This is a genomic window from Maribacter sp. Hel_I_7 (assembly GCF_000688315.1).
Taxonomy (GTDB): Bacteria; Bacteroidota; Bacteroidia; order Flavobacteriales; family Flavobacteriaceae; genus Maribacter; species Maribacter stanieri.
This window is the reverse complement of the sequence record NZ_JHZW01000003.1, coordinates 340018-361706: the sequence shown is the minus strand read 5'-3', so window position 1 is coordinate 361706 and position 21689 is coordinate 340018. Positions and strand designations below refer to the sequence as shown.

The 21689-nt window shown below is 34.3% G+C and carries 20 protein-coding genes; 16 read left to right on the top strand and 4 right to left on the bottom strand.

Going from position 1 to position 21689, the window contains the following annotated elements; genetic code table 11:
• The first annotated feature begins 119 nt into the window (after positions 1–119).
• Positions 120–1646 carry a dienelactone hydrolase family protein gene (locus P178_RS0113240; protein WP_027066656.1) on the top strand — a complete coding sequence of 509 codons (1527 nt, stop codon included), beginning with the start codon at positions 120–122 and terminating at the stop codon, positions 1644–1646.
• Positions 1647–1743: 97 nt separating this feature from the next.
• Here P178_RS0113240 and ltrA read toward each other — a convergent pair whose 3' ends face one another.
• On the bottom strand, positions 1744–3018 hold the full coding sequence (gene ltrA / locus P178_RS0113235) for a group II intron reverse transcriptase/maturase (RefSeq protein WP_027064861.1): 1275 nt from the start codon (positions 3016–3018) through the stop codon (positions 1744–1746).
• A 127-nt stretch (positions 3019–3145) separates the two neighbouring features.
• A complete protein-coding gene (locus tag P178_RS23275; protein ID WP_155941570.1) occupies positions 3146–3298 on the bottom strand; it encodes a hypothetical protein in 153 nt (50 codons plus the stop codon).
• A 441-nt stretch (positions 3299–3739) separates the two neighbouring features.
• Between P178_RS23275 and P178_RS22055 the strand changes: the two genes are divergently transcribed.
• From P178_RS22055 to P178_RS0113210, 6 genes are all read left to right on the top strand, one after another.
• Complete coding sequence (locus P178_RS22055) at positions 3740–5089, top strand: serine hydrolase (RefSeq protein WP_051638301.1); 1350 nt, start codon at positions 3740–3742, stop codon at positions 5087–5089.
• 249 nt (positions 5090–5338) lie between these two features.
• On the top strand, positions 5339–5626 hold the full coding sequence (locus tag P178_RS23575) for a GNAT family protein (protein ID WP_316930019.1): 288 nt from the start codon (positions 5339–5341) through the stop codon (positions 5624–5626).
• Positions 5627–5895: 269 nt separating this feature from the next.
• Complete coding sequence (locus P178_RS22705) at positions 5896–7095, top strand: M23 family metallopeptidase (RefSeq protein WP_027066655.1); 1200 nt, start codon at positions 5896–5898, stop codon at positions 7093–7095.
• 51 nt (positions 7096–7146) lie between these two features.
• Positions 7147–8133, top strand: coding sequence for a hypothetical protein (locus P178_RS0113220; protein WP_027066654.1), 987 nt, complete (start codon positions 7147–7149; stop codon positions 8131–8133).
• Between the two features lie 223 nt (positions 8134–8356).
• Positions 8357–9178, top strand: a complete 822-nt coding sequence (locus P178_RS0113215; RefSeq protein ID WP_027066653.1) for a hypothetical protein — start codon at positions 8357–8359, stop codon at positions 9176–9178.
• Between the two features lie 101 nt (positions 9179–9279).
• Entirely contained in the window at positions 9280–10596 is a 1317-nt protein-coding gene (locus tag P178_RS0113210) for a polysaccharide lyase family 1 protein (RefSeq protein ID WP_027066652.1), read from the top strand.
• A gap of 99 nt (positions 10597–10695) precedes the next feature.
• Here P178_RS0113210 and P178_RS22045 read toward each other — a convergent pair whose 3' ends face one another.
• The gene (locus tag P178_RS22045) at positions 10696–12267 is read right to left on the bottom strand and encodes an IS1182 family transposase (protein ID WP_036145646.1); all 1572 of its coding nucleotides are present in this window, start codon (positions 12265–12267) and stop codon (positions 10696–10698) included.
• Positions 12268–12367: 100 nt separating this feature from the next.
• Between P178_RS22045 and P178_RS0113200 the strand changes: the two genes are divergently transcribed.
• The 6 genes from P178_RS0113200 (at position 12368) to P178_RS0113175 (ending at position 17582) form a co-directional block, all read left to right on the top strand.
• Entirely contained in the window at positions 12368–13495 is a 1128-nt protein-coding gene (locus P178_RS0113200) for an epoxide hydrolase family protein (RefSeq protein ID WP_027066651.1), read from the top strand.
• Positions 13496–13575: 80 nt separating this feature from the next.
• Complete coding sequence (locus tag P178_RS0113195; RefSeq protein ID WP_027066650.1) at positions 13576–14484, top strand: MBL fold metallo-hydrolase; 909 nt, start codon at positions 13576–13578, stop codon at positions 14482–14484.
• A 195-nt stretch (positions 14485–14679) separates the two neighbouring features.
• Positions 14680–15351, top strand: coding sequence for a hypothetical protein (locus P178_RS0113190; protein ID WP_027066649.1), 672 nt, complete (start codon positions 14680–14682; stop codon positions 15349–15351).
• A 214-nt stretch (positions 15352–15565) separates the two neighbouring features.
• Positions 15566–16144 carry a Crp/Fnr family transcriptional regulator gene (locus tag P178_RS0113185; protein ID WP_027066648.1) on the top strand — a complete coding sequence of 193 codons (579 nt, stop codon included), beginning with the start codon at positions 15566–15568 and terminating at the stop codon, positions 16142–16144.
• Between the two features lie 140 nt (positions 16145–16284).
• Positions 16285–17124 carry an MBL fold metallo-hydrolase gene (locus P178_RS0113180; RefSeq protein ID WP_231500547.1) on the top strand — a complete coding sequence of 280 codons (840 nt, stop codon included), beginning with the start codon at positions 16285–16287 and terminating at the stop codon, positions 17122–17124.
• Positions 17125–17192: 68 nt separating this feature from the next.
• Positions 17193–17582, top strand: coding sequence for a nuclear transport factor 2 family protein (locus P178_RS0113175; RefSeq protein ID WP_027066646.1), 390 nt, complete (start codon positions 17193–17195; stop codon positions 17580–17582).
• 70 nt (positions 17583–17652) lie between these two features.
• Here P178_RS0113175 and P178_RS0113170 read toward each other — a convergent pair whose 3' ends face one another.
• Complete coding sequence (locus P178_RS0113170; protein ID WP_081819447.1) at positions 17653–18189, bottom strand: DinB family protein; 537 nt, start codon at positions 18187–18189, stop codon at positions 17653–17655.
• Positions 18190–18506: 317 nt separating this feature from the next.
• Between P178_RS0113170 and P178_RS0113160 the strand changes: the two genes are divergently transcribed.
• The 3 genes from P178_RS0113160 to P178_RS0113150 all read left to right on the top strand — a co-directional run bounded on the left by P178_RS0113160 (position 18507) and on the right by P178_RS0113150 (position 21657).
• Entirely contained in the window at positions 18507–19229 is a 723-nt protein-coding gene (locus P178_RS0113160) for a hypothetical protein (protein ID WP_027066643.1), read from the top strand.
• 275 nt (positions 19230–19504) lie between these two features.
• Complete coding sequence (locus P178_RS0113155) at positions 19505–20155, top strand: peroxiredoxin-like family protein (protein WP_027066642.1); 651 nt, start codon at positions 19505–19507, stop codon at positions 20153–20155.
• Positions 20156–20379: 224 nt separating this feature from the next.
• Entirely contained in the window at positions 20380–21657 is a 1278-nt protein-coding gene (locus tag P178_RS0113150) for an APC family permease (protein ID WP_027066641.1), read from the top strand.
• The last annotated feature ends 32 nt before the right edge of the window (positions 21658–21689 follow it).

Here is a 21689-nt window from a genome sequence, read left to right as displayed (position 1 = left end):
GGAAACGAAAAGTTTCCTTACTTCCGCACTATGCTTAGCTCAAGCGTTGTGCGTAAGCTGAAAAATGTAACAATCAACAAATTATCGCATCTTTAATAATGAACATTAACATCAAAATAATGCGACTACTATCAGTTACAATTCTCATTCTAATCACTACAATCACAAATGGACAAACTTCATTAAATGATATAAACCTAAATATCGGGAGTTATAATGTAGGATTTAAGCATTATAACACTACTGATAGTACAAGAACCTACACCAGAATTTACGATTATAATAATCAAAAAATTCCAAGACCAATTCCAATCAGTATTTGGTATCCTTCAAATCAAGATACAAATGGTAAAGAACAATTAAGTGTTCTGAACTATTTAGAAATTTTAAAACAGGAAGAGGAATGGGAACATCTGCCGAATGAACAAATTTTGAATTGGTTTTATTATCCGAATACACCTGAGAACCAAAGCCATCAAAAGGAATTGACAAATGCATACTCCGAATTAGAATATGCAAATGAGAAATTTCCTGTAATTGTATACGCCCCAAGCTATCAAGCTTCATCGATTGAAAACTTTGCTATGTGCGAGTATTTAGCTAGTCACGGCTATGTGGTAATATCTAGCCCAAGTCGAGGAACAGAAACCCGTTGGTTTAGCAATAACAATGCAAAAGAAATGGAAAATCAAGCGAGAGATGTAGAGTTTTTGATAAAAGAGGTTGGTAAATTTCCGAAAGCAAACTATAATCAAATTGCAATTATGGGTTTCAGTTTTGGTGGTTTGTCAAACGTGATTGCTCAAACAAGGAATGACAAAATAAGTGCGGTTGTTAGCCTTGACGGTACGGAAAGGTATCAATACAAATTATTAGAAAAATCACCTTTTTTTGAGCCAAGTAGAATTGATGTTCCTTACATTCATATGGGACAAAAAAATATACCTGACCAAGTTCTTAAAGAAGATAATATTCCTTCTGAACTAAATTCAAAATTTCAATTGTATGATAGCTTAACAAATAGTACTTCTTATAAATTAAAATTTAAGAATCTAACACATTCATATTTTAGTACGCTAGGCGTTCTTTTTCAACAAAGAGATAAAAGACAGGATAAAAGTGATTTTGAAATTATGGAATCCTATAAGTGGGTTTCAGTTTACACTTTAAACTTTTTAAACGCATATTTAAAAAATGATACAAATGCATTAAAACTTCTTAAAAACACTCCAAGTGTTAATGGTATCAAAGAAAGTCTATTGAAAAAGGAGTCAAAAAACGCCAGCAATCCAAAAATTACTTTCGAGGATTTTAATGAATTAGCCTTGAAACAAAACTATAAAGGTCTTTATGAATTATATGTTTCAACCAAAACAAAAAACCCTTCCTTAGAAATTCCAGAAGGCAACCTTAACACGGTTGGACTTCAACTCATTTTCAACCCAAATACTTCTGAACAAGGGATTAGTGTTTTTTTATTGGCTACAAAACTTTATCCAAAATCTGCAAACCTATTTGATAGTTTGGGAGAAGCATATTTATTTATTGATAATAAGAAAATGGCAATAGAGAGTTTTGAAAAATCTTTAAGCCTAAATTCAGAAAATCAAAATGCCATTGATAGATTAAAGCAACTTAAGCAATAAAGCCTACGCACAATCGAGTAGACGGGTCCGCCCCTAGTTAGGAACGGACTGCGCCTCTCACACCACCCAGCGTACGGGTCTCGTACTGGGCGGTTCGTTAATGATGCTTTACTTTCTTATAGTAATCCAATAGACTTAGATATCCTCGCTGCTTTAAGCGTGATACGGTTATGGTGGTACCCAGAATAGGACTCTGGGCTACTGCCCATCCTCCCATATTGGTTCTGCTCCATGCATAGGCTTGTCCTTGTTCAATACCTAAACGGATAAGGTTTTTACGCTTGCGCTCGGGTTTCTTCCAGTAATGCCAAATACAGTACCGTAATCGGTTTCGCAACCATTCATCCAGCTGCTTTAGCTTTGCTTGAATGTTCGCTAGTTTAAAGTAGTTTGTCCAACCACGTATCAACCTATTTATGCGCTGTATACGCTCATCAAAACTGGCAGGAACCGTCTTCTTGGTCAGGTACTTTAACTTTTGTTTCAGCACTTGCCATTTCGACTTTTCTACCACAAATTGATACCTGCCCCGTTCTCCTTTCTTATAGGTAGGAACAAATCCGTAGCCTAATAAATTGAAGTTGTAAGGGGTGCGTAATCCGCTCTTTTCTCGGTTGATGGGTAAGTCCAGCTTGTCTCGCAAAAACTTGAAAATGCTATTCCCTACCCTTTTGGCGGCTGGCTTACTGCGCAGGTAAATACTGAAATCATCGGCATAGCGTACAAACTCGTGACCACGCTTTTCTAACTCTTTATCTAGCTCATTGAGCAAGATATTCGACAGAAGTGGGCTTAAGGGCGAACCTTGCGGTACCCCTTTACTGCGTTTGTGCAAGCTGCCATTGATTTCAATAGGTGCACGTAAGAATTTGCGTAGCAACTTTAGCGTTAGTGGACACCTTACTTTGTCATGTATCAAGTTGAGAAGCACATCATGTCTTACCTCGTCAAAGAAGCTCTTTAAGTCGATGTCCACAATATACTTTCTGCCCGAGTTGATTTCTGATAGGCTCTTCGCTAACGCTTGATGCGTGTTACGCTGAGGACGAAAACCAAAACTATAAGCATGAAAATCTTTCTCGAACAAAGGTTCTAACACTTGATGTAGTGCTTGTTGAAATACCCTGTCTACTACGGTAGGTACGCCTAAAAGGCGCGTCTTTCCGTTTGATTTCGGTATCTCTATGCCCTTTATCGCTGAGGGATAATACGTGCCACTTGCTATTTGCAAGGCGTACTGTTCGCCATAGTGCCCAAAGTGGCGAGACAGTTCATGGACTTCCATGCCATCTACACCGCTTGCTCCACGGTTTCGGTAGACCTTTAAATAGGCGCGGTTTAGGTTTTCTTTGTTGATTAATTCCTTAATCATCGGTACTATAAAATTGTTTAGGTGTCTCGCTTGATTTAAGGCTATTTAACTGCTGGAAAACTATCTGTAACACAGCTAAACTCCTTAGTTCATTAAAGACCATTAACGTTCAGTCCTTCATTCAGTATCACAACTGAACTACTATGACCTCTGCTGACTTCTCCATATAGCTACTCGTAGCTTGGGAGACCTCCCCAGGTAAGGGCATCTTCTTTCCTCTGATCGCTGCCCAATCTACTACTTTGGTCTGCTTCCAATTGCTTGGAGTTTGGGGCGTCACAGTTATGTGCCTGCTTACCCGACCTTATAGCCTCATATCAGGTTCCTATTCGTCAGTACCAGAGTTTGTAGGCTCGCTTCCTTCAGTCCTAGCTTCGCAACTAGCAACCTTGCAACTTACTAATGGTTAAAGGCGTTACCCCTGTCCATAAGGGACTTGCACCCTCTAGATTAATCAACTACTTTTCTGTAGTTAAAAAAGATGCCCATGCTGGGCACACACACAACCTATAAACAATACGGCTTTGGGCTTAATCGTAGGGTTTGTGTATTTTTATAAAGTCCGCAAAATCTTTTGGATTTTGCTCTGGACAGGAAAAAATAAATCAAAACAAAAAGATTTCGCTATGTCCGTGGCGGAAAGCAAACGCTAGTTTGCTCCCGTACTGTTCATAGATCAACCGTTTGCAACATTTGGACTCTAACAAATTATAAAAACATTATGAAATTAACTTTCAAAACTTTACTTGTAGTATTTTTCACTTTTTACGCTGTAAATACATTTTCCCAAATTAAGAATGAACAGATTGATAGTATAATCAACAATACTGTTAAAACTGATGGTCCAGGAGCCATCGTTTTCATTAAACAGAAAGGAAAAGTACTTTACGAAAAAGCATTTGGCAAAGCCAATATCGAAAACAATGTTGATATGTCTGCTAATAATGCATTTAACATAGGAAGTGTCAGTAAAGAATTTACTGCCATGAGTGTACTTCAGTTACTAGAAAAAGGAAAACTATCTCTTGAAGATAATGTCAATAGCTATTTACCTAACTATTCTAATAATGGTGATAAAATAAAGATAAAACACCTCTTGTCTCATACCTCTGGACTTAAAAGTCATACTGATACCATATGGGCAAATACAGATGCTAGAAAATACTTTGATTCTAGTAAAGATGCCCTCTACTATTTTAAAAAAGATACTGTACAATTCGAGGCTGGTGAAAAACACGACTATTGTAATGTGAATTTTAATTTATTGGCATATATCATCGAAAAAGCTTCAGGAATGGAGTATGCTGACTATGTTAAAGAAAATATATTTAAACCATTGGAAATGACCAACTCATACATACCTGATGAAGGACAGTTGATTCCAAATTTGGCAACGGGTTACGAATTAAAAAATAATGAAATTGTATATGCAAGATACCATTCTTTCAATCAGACTAGAGGTTCGAGTTCGATACATACAACAGTAGAAGACCTTTCAAAATGGTATGAAGGATTAATGAACTCTAAAATTATCTCTAGAGAGAATTTGATAAAAGCTTGGACACCTTTTACCTTAAATAGTGGAGAAAAATCAACTTACGGATATGGTTTTTATAGTGACAGGAAATTTAACAAAACCTCTATATTTCATAACGGTTTTATATTCGGCTATTCGACGTCAGATATGTATTTCCCTAAAGATGACTTGCTCATCTTTGTGGTGTCCAATATCAGCGACATTAATGTCATTAACACAAATACAATAATATTTGATATTGCTTCAAGGATTTACAAAAGTGAAGTTCCTGAATTAACTGCTGACTTATTAGACAGCTATTTAGGAACATATATAATGAAACAAGGATTTAAAGCTGAAGTATCTAGAGAGGGAATGCAACTATTAATTGCTGTAGATGGAGGAAAAGTTGATAAATTATTTCCTGAAACAAAGACATTATTTATGGTCAAAGATTTTCCTGCTAAAGCCGAATTTATACCTTCGACCAACGGAGGTGAAATGGGTATTGTGCTATCTATGGGTCCAGACCGATTTGAAGGAATTAAGGAATAAAAACTGTTGCCAACAAAGAATAAAATTAATGGCTGGTTCTAGCTTATTTAGAAAATGCAGCAGCCAAATCCTAATTATATTTTAAGAAAATCTACATATTAGAAAACGATTTTGTAAAAATAAGCACTTTAGAAAGTTCACACTTTGAGTATTTATTAGAATATTCTATTAAAGAACCTGAATTGTGGAAATATAACTCTGGTGCAACAAATGGTTCAGATCATTTAAAAAAAATATACTTCAAACACTATCCAACAACGAGAAAACCGAAATGAATATCCTTTCATAGTAATTGATAAAAGAAAAAATAAATATGTTGGAAGTACTCGATTATATTCCTTTAATCAACTTAATAATACAGCAAACTTAGGATATACTTGGTACGGAAAAGAATCTCAAGGAAACGGAACTAATAAGAACTGTAAATATATGCTTCTGGAATTTGCGCTTGAGAAAATTGGAATTGAACGAGTTGGATTTGGGGCAAGTAACCTGAACGAAAAAAATATTAATGCTATGAAAAGTATTGGGTGCTAAGTTGATGGTGTTTTTTGAAACTATTGTTTTGATAATTATGGAAATAGAATAGACGCTATATTTTTAAGTATTTTAAGAACTGAATGGTTCGATAATGTAAAAGAAATTCTTAAAATCAAAATAGCACATTATTCCAAAGCTCAATAGAAATTGGTAAGCGTTACAACAATACAACTAAATATCATCAGTAGTTGTAATAATTAAACAAAGTAGTTAGTAACAAGGTTTAATATGAATCGTCTTATCTAAAAGTATTTAAAATAAAATTTATGAAGTATCTTTTCCTATTAATCTTTCTCTTATTAATAACAGGTTGCGAAAATATAAAAGAATCAAAAAATATTAATGAAAAACCTATTAAAGAGGTTTTAGTTAAACTTAAAGAATCTAATTTTCCTCTTGAAACCAACGTTTCTTTTTTAAGCAATTTAATTAATGCAAATAATAAAAATTATCTCGCATACGAATTAAATATTTTCAATAATTTTAAAACATCAATAACATTAAAAAAAGTTGAAATATTTGATTTATCATCAACCGAAGTACCTATTACTACTTTCGATTCTATTTACTTGAATAAGAACATTGAACGACCAAAATTAAGGGACGATAATGACTTAAAAATAATTTCTGCAAATCAATTTGGAGTTCTTAATTTAAACCTAGAATTTAAAGACGTTAAAAACATACCTAGAAAAATATTTCACAAACTTCATTTTAACATAAATAAAAGTGATGAAGAATCTATAGCATATTCTATAGAAACAACAATTTTAGATATTCCAAATAAAACAAAACTCACATTAGGGCTGCCATTTAACAAAAAAGGAAAATGGTTATATGAAGCAGAGGGACATAAAAACAGTAGATTTTTTTCAAATGGAAAAGTTATTTATCCGCAACGTTTTGCTCTTGATTGGATTTTTGTGAATGATGATGGGAAATTTGCAAAAAACAATATTAAACAAAATAAAAACTGGTATAGTTATGGTCTTGAAATTGTATCAGTTGCTGATGGAGTTGTTGTAGATATACAGGATAATATAATAGAAAATGAACCTCTATCAGAAGAAATGGCTGTACGTATTACTAGTAAAACAATCTCAGGTAATTACGTCATCATTGATATTGGGAATGACTTATATGCGCTTTATGGGCATTTAATACCAAATAGTCTTAAAGTAAATATAGGAGATAAAATCAAAAAAGGACAAATAATAGGCCTATTGGGCAACAGCGGAAATTCAGACTTACCACATTTACATTTTCATATAGAATCTAAAAGTAATGTTCCTATGGGTGGAGAAGGAATACCATATCATCTTAAAGAATTTATACAATTAAAAAACTATTCTCAAGAAGAAGTGTCGGGATTATTTCATAGCAACCACGTTCCATTAGATTCTTTAAGTCTTATTAAGAAAAATAATGAATTTCCTATTGGATTTGGATTAATTGAAATAAAATAACTATGCCAACATAATATATAAAACCGTTTTGTGTAATTAATAAAAACGATAATGAAAACACTTTTTAAGCCATTATTATTACTATTCTTGACTATTTCCAGTATGAAATCTTTTTCACAAAAAATGGTTGAATATTACGAACCAGTAAAAAATGACAGTATAAGAATTGGAAAATTGGAAAGCGATTTTCTAAAGTATATAGAAAAAGGATATACACTTGCCAAACCCGAGGATGAAAAAAATATTTCAGGAGTAATTATCTTTTTGGAAGACTCGGGATTTGAGAATAAAAATATGAGCGCAAAACAAATCTATTCTCAAGCGAATAAAGCTGGATTTGCTGTTTTATCTGTTTCAACAGAAATTCCATTGGACTTCTTTTTTTCCGAAAGCTCAATTATCGATGCACACAAAACAATCAAAAATGCATTCGAAAAAAATAATTTACCAAACAAAAATATATTCCTAATCGGAGTGGGTTTGTCCGGTCACCGAATATTAAGATACGTTGAATATACTAAGAAAAATCAACCCAAGTTTTCGTTAAATATTTCCGGACTAATAATTTGTGATGCACCTTTAGATTGGGTAAGACAGTATAATGAAGGAAAAAGAGACAGAAGAATAAATTTTGAAGAGGGAGCTGTGTGGGAAGGTACTTTCTCTAATTATGTTTTAGAAAATAATCTTAACGGGACACCAAAATCAAATCTTGAAAGTTATCTTGATTTTTCGACTTACAGCTATTCAGATGAAACAGATAGACACATTAAATATTTTCAGGAGTTTCCAATCCGAACTTATATAGAAATTGCCATAGAATACTGGTTAGAAAAGAAAAGAAAAACTACAATAGACAATAATGCTCCAGATATGGTTGGACTTATTGCTCAAATGAAACTAGCTGAAAATGAAAACGCTGAATTAAAAATTATTTATCCGCAAGACAGTAAAACAGAGAAAAAAAATACCGCTGCAACTTGGATTTCGGTGGATAAAGACGAACTAATGGAATGGATAAAGAAACAATCTGAATAAGAACTAAACACAACAATGCCTAAACGTAATACAGGTTTTTGAGCTAAATCGAATGGTCTGTGTATATTTATAAAGTCGCTAAATCTTTGGGATTTAGCTTAGACAAGAAAAATTAAAAACTAAACCAAAAACTTTAGCTTTGTGCTCAGACGGAAACGAAAAGTTACCTTGTCGTCGCACTACGCTTAGTTCAGGCGTTGGTAGCCATTAAGAACAAATCAGAATGAAAAAACTTTTTTTCACCTTAATTATATTATGTCTTTGCCTTTTTTCCCAATCTTGTAATGAGCGAAAAACTAATTTAGTCTTACTAGGAACCGTTCATCAACCTGTTGAGAATTTTAATTCGGATAGCTTATACAATATCCTGAAAAAAATTCGCCCAAATTTAATATTGTTCGAGGTAGATTCCTCTTTTTTCACTCAGGATTTCAAATTTAAAAAGACTTGGGAAAGCAATGAAAATATCGCCACGGTTAGATATATGAATGACTTTAATGCAGATGTTCGTCCTTATGATTTCACTGGTAGAAATGAATATAGAAGAAAAATCGGTTCTCGACCAACTGATACCAAGACCATAAAGTTAATTGACAGCCTCTATCAAAAAGACTTATTAAATAGTGAAGAAAAATCTATTTACCAAGATTTTCTACAAATAACGGACACTCTGAACTCATTCGGCTATCTAGGGATTAGTAATTTTAATAATGAGGTTACGGACAGTATAGCAAGGATTAGACAATATAATCAATATAAAAAGCTATTAGAGATTGTTGATAATAATAAAATATTCTCAAGCACCTTCTATAATAAGGAAGATGGGGATAGTATAAGCTACGCACTGGGTTTCAGACGAGCTGGAGAATTTTGGGATTTGAGAAATAAAACAATGGCTAAGCACATTTTGCATTTCACCAATGAGTATAAGGGAAAAAGAATAGTCGTTTTGAACGGTTACTTTCATAGGCACTATTTGGATTCTTTACTTGGACCTGAACAGAAGAAAAACAACTTTATTATAAGAGATTTGGATGAATATTAAACGGCTACCAACAATGTATATAGCTCATGAAAACTCACCATATACTAAACGTTGTGCCTCATGTAAACTGAACGCATTCTAATTATTGTAGAAATAAGAATATGAGAAAATTAATTTTAACTGTAGCAATTACAATGCTTGCTATGTTTCAAGCAAGGTCTCAACAATTAGCTTTCCCTACAGCCGAAGGATATGGTAAATATACTGTTGGTGGACGTGGTGGAGAAGTATTTGAAGTAACCAATCTCGATAACAGCGGAGAAGGTAGCCTGCGAGAAGCATTAGAAGCTGAAGGCCCCAGAACGATTGTCTTCCGAATTTCTGGTACAATAGAAGGTAATTTTAGTATTAAAAATGATAGTATAACTATTGCTGGTCAATCAGCACCTGGAGATGGTATATGTATTAAAGGAAACCTTACAGTTGGAGCTGATAATATTATCATTCGATATATTCGAGTAAGGTTTGACCCTGCCATGGGTGAAAATGACGGAATAGGTGGTAGGTATCATAAGAATATTATTTTTGACCATATTTCGGCAAGTTGGAGTACTGATGAAACCATGACACTTTATCATAATGAGAATACAACCGTTCAATGGTGTATTATTGCAGAAGCATGCCCCAAAGGCACTACTGATGAACATAGATTTGGGGGTATATGGGGAAATAACTATGGCACTTGGCATCATAACCTATTTGCACATAACTCTAGCAGAAACCCACGTTGGGCTTCTGGCAGCGGATTTAACGATTATAGAAATAATGTAATCTATAATTGGGCATATGCAAGTAGCTATGGTGGTGAAGCCCATCAGGTAGGAGATAGACGTAAGCCCCCAATTGAACATTCGACAATTAATATGATAGCTAATTATTACAAGTTAGGACCTGCAACTGAATCAAAAGTGAATAGTATTATAGTTGCTCCCTCTTCACGTGATGATGACGCAGATGCTGGTAAATGGTGGGTTTACGAAAATTTCGTTGAAGGAAGTCCAAATGTAACTCAAGATAATTTATTAGGTGTAACTCAAACAGGTTCAACCTACAGACTCAATGAGCCATGGCCTGCGATGAAAATTGAACAAGAAACTGCAAAAGAAGCCTTTCAATCTGTGCTCGACCATTCAGGTTGTTCTTTTCCTAAGCGTGATAAAGTAGATGCAGATATTATCGATGATGTTCTTCATGGAACAGCAAAATATGGAGATAAAGGTATTATTGATAAACCCAGTGATGTTGGTGGCTGGCCCGAGTTGAAAAGCTCTCCCGCCCCGATTGACACCGACCATGACGGAATTCCTGATTACTGGGAGATTGAAAACAAACTAGACAAACAAAACCCTGATGACCGCAATATAGTAGCTTCGGATGGATATACTATGTTGGAAAAATATTTAAACAATATAAATTAAAAGCACGTAGGCACAACAATGGTAACCGTTGCACTAGCCTATAATTAGAAATAATTACTATCGATATAAGCCTCTTCAAGGGGCTTTTTTTATGCTAAGCTAGAAGTTGAGCGTGAATTTTCGGTGCGCCGGAGAAGTGCTTTTCAGGTAATGAACCATGCTTTTTACGAAAACCGTAAAAGCAAGCCTTCCCGCCCCACTTTTGGAGCGTTTCTTTTCAAATTTCAGGTACTTTTTGAGGTTGTAGGCGATCGCCGAGAGGTGCATCACCTTGTTCGCCTGTGCGAGCCCGACGGTATTTATCTTCCTCAGTCCCATGAACTGGGTCAGGGTACCAAAAACGGGCTCTACCGTACTCTGTCGCTTGCCCTTCATATACCGCCCCAGTGGGCTCTCCACCCGTGCGATGTTACGAAAATATTCCGCCCGGTAATAGGTAACGCCGAACTTCTTCTCCTGTGCGCTTTTGCCCAGACAGCTACTGCGTATCGGGCACCCGGTGCAGATATGCTTTCTTGCCCGGTATTCCTTCTTTCTTGTTCCCGTGCGGTAATCCCTGAACTCCTTGGTGAACGGTATCGTTTTCCCTTGGGGACAGCGGTAGCTGTCCGTCCCCTGGTCATAAACGAAACCATCGGGACCTCCCTTGAACGTTCCGTGGGCGGGTATGAAGCTCTTCAGCCCCCTGCTTTCCAAAAAGGCATAGTTCTCGCCACTGCTATAGCCCGTATCGGCCACGCAGTTCTCAAAAACGAAGCCCTGCTGCCATAGGCGCCGCTGTAGGCGCTTTACGATATCCTGTAACTGCTGGTTGTCCTTGCCATCGGCATGGTACGCCCTGATATCGGTAATTACATGATGGGCGGTATCCACGCTCAACTGACTGAGGTAGTTCAGCTTTCTTGCCTTGCCCGGCTTTACGCTTATTCTGGCATCGGGGTCGGTAGGACTGTAATGGGTCTTGTTGCTCGTATACTTCGCTCCCTTGTTTCCGGCGCCAGGTCTTTGATCCTGGTCCTTCGCCCATTTTTTGTTCCTGCCCTTTATAGCACCAAGTTCCTTAGTGTTGGCACTGATGCTACGCTGCCCCTTATCCGACCTGTCGCCCTTGCTCTTGCGGTGTGGCACTTCCTTGTCCATGGCGCTGATAGCACGTACCTTCCGTAAATGCTCGTCAAGTTCCTCTTCGGGCACCTTCAGCTCCAATGTATCCATACTCGCATTAGCCTTTACCGGGGCAGAATCTATTGCTTGAGTATGACCGGAAACCATCCCTTTTTCTACACACATACTCAAGACATTGGTGAATACTTCTTCAAATACCGATTCAGGAAAAAGTTGACGGGTACGGCTTATGGTACTGTGCCAGGGAAGTTCCTCGTCAATGTCATAGCCTACGAAAAAAAGAATATCCAAGCGCATCGAACAATGGGCGATAAGCTTACGGTCGCTGATGATGTTCTCCAGGTAGCCCACAAGGCAAAGCTTGAAGAAGACCACGGGGTCTATGCTCTTTTGACCACTCTCACCGTAATAGCCTTTGGTCAGATTATAGAGTAAATCCAAGTCCAGAACCTCTTTTAAACGCCTGTAGAAATTGTTCTTAGGTATACGCTCGCTCAATTGGAAACGGGCGAACAATTTTTCCTGGTAATCCTTTTTTCCCTGCATAGCTAAAGTTAAGCAAAAACAGTATTTTTATCAAGGACTTGTGCAACAGGCACAATGGCTATAAGTAATAGCTTGCTCTCGCCTACTTTTAAAAATCTAAATGATCGAAAAATTTAAGGTAAACATACCTCAATCTGAACTTGATGATTTAAATGATAGAATCAAAAAAGTTAGGTGGCCAGATGAAATTAAAAACTCAGATTGGAAGTATGGCACAAGCCTTTCTTACATAAAAGAACTAGCTGACTATTGGCTAGAAGAGTTTGACTGGAGAATAATAGAAAAAGAAATAAATTCTTTTCCGAATTTTATTGCAGATGTTGATGGCAATCAAATCCATTTTCTTCATATAAAAAGTAATAAGAAAAATGCCATCCCAATAGTAATAACACACGGTTGGCCAGGTTCATTTCTTGAAATGCTCAAAATAATACCATATCTAACAGAGTCAGAAGAATCACCTTTTGATTTGGTTATACCTTCAATTATTGGATTCGGGTTCTCAAAAAAACCAACTGAAAATGGAAGTGATTATGGATTTAACGCAGAATTATGGCATAAACTTATGCTTAAACTTGGGTACAATAAATATGGAGTTCAAGGTGGTGATATTGGTGCAGGAATTAGTATAAAAATTGCTCAAAAATATCCTGAAAACATTATCGGATTACATTTAAATTACATATCTGATTCCTATAAACCATATTCTGAAGAAAACGAAAATATAAATACTCACATCGTGAAATTTCAAAAAGCTACTCAAATGTGGAATGAACGAGAAGGTGCTTATGCATCACTTCATAGCACAAAACCTTTGTCATTAGCTTATGGATTAAATGACTCCCCAATTGGACTTTGTGGTTGGATAATAGAAAAGTTTAACGCATGGAGTGACAATAACGGAGATATTGAAAATAGCTTTACAAAACAAGAATTACTGGCAAATGTCACTTTATATTGGTTAACTCAAACAATACATTCGTCCATTAGAATGTATCACGAGATTAGTAATAGTCCACTAAAATTTGAAAAAGATGATTTTGTAAAAATTCCAGTTGGTTTTGCAAAGTTTCCAAAAGAGATTTCTACACCACCAAGAGATTATATTGAAAAAGGCTTCAACGTAGTTCATTGGACAGAAATGCCTAAAGGAGGTCATTTTCCAGCTCTGGAACAACCTAAATTGTTAGCTGATGATATGATAAGGTTTTTCGAAAAATTGAAGTAAACTGTGTCGACGGAAACGAAAAGTCCTCTTACTTCCGCACAACGCTTAGCTCAAGCGTTAAAAACTTTTAAATTTACAATATGAAAAATATAATTTTACTAATCTGCTCAGTACTTATTTTGGGATGTAATTCTAAAAAGAAGAAAGAGGAAAATATTTCAATTTCTTCCGAAAAAAGTGATCTTAGTAATTCACCATTATTCAATACAGAAATTATTGAACCAACAAAATTATTTGATAATATTTACTATGTTGGTTATGGTGGCGTTGGAACATTTGTTGTAAATACTACACAAGGAATAATCTTAATTGACGCCATGTGGACTAACGATGATGCAAAAAATATTATTATTCCGGGCATGGAAAAATTAGGATTAAACCCTAAAGATATTAAGTATCTTTTGATTACTCATGAGCATGCTGATCATTATGGAGGCGCTAATTTTATTGAGAAAACCTATAATTCTAAAATACTAATGAGCGAAGTCGCTTGGAATGGAATACATAACCCTAATGCAACTGTTTTAGTAGATCCTTTTGGAAATAAATCAAATGATTTATCATTACCTAAATCATATCAAAAAGTGGATAATGAAGAAGTAGTAACTCTTGGAGAAACTAACATCAAGGTTTTTTTAACACCAGGACATACTAAAGGTGCTATTTCATTAATAATAAATACAACCGACAATAATATTGATCACGTTGTCTCTATTTGGGGAGGAACTGGTTTGCCAAATACATTAAAAGAAAATAAAAATTATCTTAAATCTCTCAATTATTTTGAGTCGTATGCCATTAAAAATAATGTCGATGCTCAAATTTCAAACCATCCCTTTGTTAATGACTTATTGAAAGATATGGAGATGTTAAGATTAAGGAAGCCAACAGAAGAAAATCCTCTAATTTTAACAACAGAACAGTTCAAAAGAAATATCGACACAACTTTACGAAAAAGTGTAATTGAAAAAATAAACGATTTTCAATAATTAAAAAAAAAATATTTATTGAAAAAATGTTTACAACTACGTGTTTAAAATATAGTAATTATAGGTTTTTACCTACTAACAAATATGCCATTTTTATATTTAGAAAAGAATAATGGACTCGTGCCTAACCCAAAATGCTAGCTTTTATTAATACGTTACGTTTCATACACAAGACCGACATCTTAAGGTTCAAAAATGATTAACTACAAAAAAATATTTCAGATTAGGGAATGTAATTCAAATAGACCATTTAGAGGGAAAATAGAGAACTTTAACTTTGCCACACCTGAAATTTCGAGAGGAGAAATAAGCTTGACTGAAATTGTTGCTGTCAAACATACCATGGGCAGAAAAACTCTTTACGATATTATTTGGACAACAAACGCATTCCCATTAATTGTGAGTAAAAGAGTAATTGAACTGTTTAAATCAAACGCAATAACTGGATGGAAGACTTATGATGTCAAAATTTACTCAAAAAAGGACGAGTTAATAGACAAAAATTATTTTGGGCTTATAATAACAGGTCGTTGCGGGTATAGGGACTATTCAACAAGCTCAATCGTTATGGACAAAATCGGAATTACAGCTGAACCTCATTTAAAAGGATATTATTTTAAAGATGACTTTTGGGACGGTTCGGATTTATTTATGTCTAACCCAGATAAAAAGGGAGAAGCACCTATGTATCGATTTTGTAGTGAAAGAGTAGTTCAGTTATTTAAAAAAGAGAAAATACAGAATATCGTATTTAAAGAAGTAACTGAATTTACAATGTCAATTTCTTCTTACGAAATTGGGTTATATGAAATTGGGTTAACTGAGAAACAGCAAATAGAAATTGAAAAGTTAAAAGCTAGCAGATAAAACCTCTTAAACGTAATCTGGGCTTTAAGGCTTAATCGAAAGGTCTGTGTCTATTTATAATGTCGCTATATCTTATGGATTTAGCTCTGAAAACAAAAAAAAACAAAACTAATTAATAAGCTTTAGATTCGTGTATAGACGGAAACGAAAAGTTTTTTTGCCTACGCCCAACGCTTAGCTCAAGCGTTGGGCATAATGTACAAATCCCTCGAATATGAAAGAGTTACTAATACAAAATATTTTAAACCATATTACGCTTTCTAAAAAAGAGTTAGATAGCTTTTGTAGCTTATTCAACCAAAAAGAAGTCCATAAAAAAAATTTCCTTTTGCGAGAAGGAGAAATTTGCAAGTTTGAAGGCTTTGTTATCAAAGGACTTTTCAGAGTATATCATATAGACAGTAATGGCTTTGAACAAGTACTCTATTTTGCTCAAGAAAGTTGGTGGATTACTGATATAGACAGTTTCACCAATGAAAAACCTTCACAACTTTACATTCAAGCATTAGAGGATAGTGAAGTATTATTAATTTCAAAAAAAGATAAAGAATTTGCTTATAATAACCTTCCCAAAATAGAAAAACTGTTTAGAGTCATGACTCAAAAAACGCATATCGCGTTACAACGAAGAATGATAGATAATTTGAGTAAAACTGCCGACCAACGCTATATGGACTTTATTGAAAAATATCCCAACCTCTTTCAACAATTAACCAACGTGCAGATAGCAGCTTACTTGGGCATAAGCCACGAATTTTTGAGTAAAATACGACGAAAAATCGCTAGTAAATAATTGTTAAGAATTCATTTATTGAACTTGTTCAATGTTTTGTGTTAGGTACCCATTGCATCTTTGTACCATCATTAAAAACAACACAAAAAATGAAATCGATTATTTCAACAGCATTATTCACAATTTTAATTTTATTCAAAATGAACGCACAAGAACAAAATTTTAAAACAATAGAAACTAACAAATTTAAACTTCAAGTTTACAACGCATCAGAAAATAGTTTTGGTGTGGCATCTGTAATTATCTCAGGTAAAAACGATGCGGTACTGATAGATGCACAATTTACGTTGGCAGAGGCAGAAAAAGTCACTCAAGAAATTAAAAACTCAGGAAAAACCTTAACTACTATTTATGTTTCTCATGGTGACCCTGATTTTTATTTCGGATTAGAAATATTCAAAAAATATTTCCCAGAAGTGACGGTTTATGCATCGCCTGCCACAGTAGAACATATTAAAGCGACCGCTCAAAAAAAATTGGAAGTTTGGGGCGAAAGATTAGGCGATAAAATCACATCTAATGTTATTTTACCTCAAGTTTTAAAAGGAAATTCTATTGAGTTAGAAGGCGAAAAATTAGAAATCATTGGATTAGACGAATTCCCAAAAAGAACCTTTTTATGGATTCCATCAATTAAAACAGCTTTAGGCGGAATTAATGTTTTTGGCACAACATTTAATATATGGATGGCAGATGCACAAACAACAGAGGCACGTAATAACTGGATATCAATCTTAAATATCATAAGTGATTTAAAACCTGAAATAGTAATTCCTGCACACGCAAATACAAATTCAGATTTTACTATTGATGCTGTAAACCATACGAAGAATTACATTCAATTTTATGAAGAAGCCTTAAAAAGCAACACAACTTCTGAAGCGTTAATAGCAACGATAAAATCAAAATACCCAAATTTAACTTTTGAAGCAGCTTTAATGCTAGGAGCAAAAGTGAACACTGGAGAAATGAAATGGTAAAACCTATAACAATTATCAACTTGACATTGCTTTTAGTAGTGTCAAGTTGTTCGTTTAAACAACAAGCTATGACAAATTTAGAAATAATAAAAAGTACCTATGAAGGTAAAACTTCAGAAGAAAACGGTAAAAATTTAGCCAAACATGTTGCTAAAAATATCAGTTGGACAGAAGCTAAAGGCTTTCCTTATGCAGGAACTTATATTGGTTTAGAAAGTGTTACCGAAAATGTTTTTAAGCGTTTAGGTAGCGAGTGGATTGATTATAAATTTTTGCCCGAAGATTATATTGCAAATGAAAACAAAGTAGTGGCCTATGGCACTTACTCGGGCACCTATAAAAAAACGAACAAGTATTTTGAAGCAAGAGTTGCCCATATTTGGAAACTAAACAATGGCAAAATTGTCAGTTTTGAGCAGTTTGTGGACAGTAAATTGGTCGACGAAGTAATACGTTAAAACATTACACCTAACACCGTATGTAATTTATCAAATAAAACCGAACTTCTATGAGTATATGCAGCGTTGCTTACCAAGTATATTCAGGTGGTTGTATATTATTCATTCGAAGATATAAATTAGCTTTGGCCCTGTGGTTGGTTATATGATCTTGTACATAAAAAAAGGCAAATGCCCTACTCACAGTATTACCACTATGATACATTACACAAGACTCATCTAATTGTTCTTGTTCTATGGTGCCGATTACATTCGTAGTATAAGCAAACCCATTTTGTAACAATTCAATAATTTCAACCTTCGTCATCTTCGAAGCATCAGGTGTATTGGGTTTTACTTCCATTCCTTGCACATAACGTTTTGTAAGTAGCTCCACTGTATATCCAATATGTACCATTTGTTCGCCAAAAGACTTACTTACAGCTGTTGGTTTATACGAATACAGTTCTTCTGGCATTGCTTTAGCTACATCTAATGAGTGTTCACTAGCTGCAAGCCAAACAGCTAAATAGGTTTTAGTGAAGGGGGTTTTTGGAACAATTTCAGTTTGCCCATAAGTCATAACCGTACAAAAAATGACCACTATTATTAGAACTAAATTTTTCATAAGTAAAAAGAATTAAAGAATTCTACAAGATATATATAAGCTATTAAATAGCATATAAAAAATAGTATTTGAAGAATCAATTTTATGTAATAATGTTTTATAAAAACTACTTGAAACCATTGTTGCCGAATCGACAAAAATCGAAACTTTTCTTACTTTTAAAGAAAAAAACAAGCTAGGTTTTACGTTGCCACCGGGCGAATTTTCTTGATTTTTTCTAAAAGGCTTACCAATGGTAAAAGTTAAATGTAAAAACCAAACGAACACGTTCCGCCTTCGTACGTGCAACGGTTCATAGCAAATCCTCTTTATAGAAAATGAGTAAATTCAAATTTTTAGTTCTAATAACCCTTGTAAGTAATTCGCTTTTAGGACAAACGAACGATAATTATTCTGATGAATTACTATCCAGTTATTTTAACGCTTATTTGGAAGTTGATTATGAACTTGCCTACAATATGTTTCCATTTATAAAAAAAAAATTCTTAGAACATTTAAAAGACACTTCTAGCCTTGCCAACCCTTATGATTGCTTATCTAAACATATAGATATAAGAAAAACTTCAAATAACTTACTTAAGACCTATAGTTTGCCAGTACGAGATACTGGCTGCTGTCATCGTTCAGTAATTTATGCCCAATTTAAAACAGCATCAGGAGATATAAATTTTATAAATTTAAATGAAACAGATGGTGGAGATATTTTTATTACGGATTTAAAAATGATAGAAATCGATAATAAACCCTATTACCTAATTCTAGGCTGGGGCACTTGTTGCCAAGGAACACATTATGCAACAGCAAAAATTTATGAAATAAAAAATGGTTCTCTATATAAAACTGAAGCCATGTTCAATGATAAAGCTTACCTCTCCATAGGCGCAAACAGAGGTGCAAAAATTGATTTAAAATATTCGCCAGAGCAAAAAATACTATCATATAATAGCTATGGCGAAGGAAATGATTCTGGATTTTACGGACATGAGAAAAATGTTGTGAAATGGAAATTGAAAAATGAGGGATTTAAAAGGATTAACTAACGTTACCAAAGGCTATAATTTCAATAGTGTACCTAGTTTTTGAAATTATTGGAGAAAAGACTACTGTAGAAATCAATTCAAGAAAGAAAATGGTCCGTTTTGACATACCTAAGTCATATTAAACCTTTATTAAAATGTATGATTACGGAATAATAGCCGCCAATATTGAATAACTTAGAACCAGATAAAAACTTCTTCAAGAATAATTTTATTGAAGATATAGATGAGTCGAATTGAAAAAATGACATTCAGAAAAAGAACATAGATACAATTACATGAAAAAATTAAAAGAGTTAACTGACGCTAAAATTGAATCTGGAAGACAAAACAATCCAGAGTTCATGAATGGTGTTGATGCTATCATTGAACAAGAAAAAGCATTTGAAAAAGGAAAAGATGCTATAAAAATTGGACAGAAAGCTCCAGATTTTGAATTGCCTAATGCTGAGGGTAAATCAATTGTTTTAAAATCATTATTAGAGAAAGGTCCTGTTGTTATTACTTTTTATAGAGGTAATTGGTGTCCTTATTGCAACTTACAGCTTAGAGCATTGCAGGCAAGACTAGATGATATCCATGCATTAGGCGCTACATTAGTTGCCATTAGCCCACAAGTACCAGATGGGTCTTTGACAGAAGATGAAATTAGTAAGATGGACTTTATTGTTTTGTCTGACCAAGACGCAAAAGTTGCTTTACAATATGGTGTCGCTTGGCAAGTGCCAGAGTTTTTGGCAGAACATATGCGAGTAGATAGAAAGCTAGATTTAGAAAAAGTAAATAATGGTAACGGTAACGTATTACCAATTCCGGCAACATTTATATTAGGGCAAGATGGAGTAGTTACCTGGAACTATGTTAATGTTGATTATAGAACCCGTTCAGAACCAGAAGAAATTATTGAAGCCTTAAAAAATCTATCATAAAAATGTGCTAGTACTCAATTACTACGATTATTTATTCTCTTCAAAAGTTATTCAGCCTTCTGATTAGATTAATTATTTACCGAGGATTAGGATTAAATCATTTATATAAAATAGCAGTGAAGAGCATAATTCTAGAATTAGTCCTTTTCTGCTATTTTTGTTTACATCCAAAAATTGGCACTACATAAACTGTTATGTTTCAATCATAAAAAATTGAATATCAAATGAATAAAAAAATAGGTTTAAAAGAAGCTATTTCCATAGGAATTGGGGGTATGGTTGGCGGTGGTATTTTTGCGGTCCTTGGTCTTGCTGTATCCTTAGCAAAAGGTGGAACACCAATCGCTTTTCTATTTGCCGGTATTCTAGCATTAATAACATCTTACAGCTATGTTAAGCTATCAAAGAAATATCCGGACAGAGGAGGTACGGTTAAATTTATTAATCAGGGTTTCGGAAAAACAGTCTTTAGCGGTGCCATTAATAATCTTTTATGGATTAGTTATATCATCATGCTTTCTCTTTATGCTTCGGCATTTGGGTCTTATGCTCCAAATTTATTAGAGCTAACACAAGACAAAGTAATTGATTCTCATATTTATGCAAGCGCAATTATTGTTTTAGCAACAGCAATTAATTACTATAGCATTGCCGTTGTAGGCAAAATAGAATCTTACGCAGTAATTATTAAATTGGTAATTCTTATTTCCTTCATTTTTATTGGTGCTTATGGTTTAATTGGAAACCCCAACGTGGCTCAATTAGCAGTTTCTCAATGGGAAGCTCCTATCAAATTATTTGCTGGGGGCATGGTTATTTTCGTCGCTTATGAAGGTTTTGAACTCATTGCAAATGCAGCACCAGATATTATAAATCCTGAAAAAAATATACCAAGAGCCTATTACTATTCTGTAATTTTCGTTATTGTGTTATACATCGTAATCGCTTTTGTAACGGTAGGTTCACTCCCTTTTTCAAAAATTGCAACTGCACAAGATTATGTATTAGCAGAGGCGGCAAAACCAATGCTAGGAAAAATAGGATTTTCTATAATTACAGTCGCTGCCCTAATTTCCACTTTTTCTGCAATTAATGCCTCTCTTTACGGTGGAAGTAAGGTGAATTATGAAATAGCACAAGACGATGAATTACCACATCACTTTTTGGCAAAACTTTGGAATCAGCCCATAGGATTATTAATTACGGCAATTGCTACATTAATTTTGGTAAACGTTCTTCAATTAGAAAGCATATCAACAGCAGGTAGTGTTGGCTTTTTACTGATTTTTGCCGTTGTTAATTTAGTTGGATATCGATTATCTAAAGAAACAGGAAGCAATAAAACAATTCCAACAATAGGTTTTGTTTTATGTATGGTTGCTACAGTAATCTTAATTAATCAACATTACACTTCAAATTTTGTCGGTGTAATTATATCACTAGCTATTATAGTATTTTGCTTTATTGTTGAATGGATTTATAAGAAGGCAGAAAAGAAATAAAATCGATAGGGTAAACCAAATCTGAAATAATT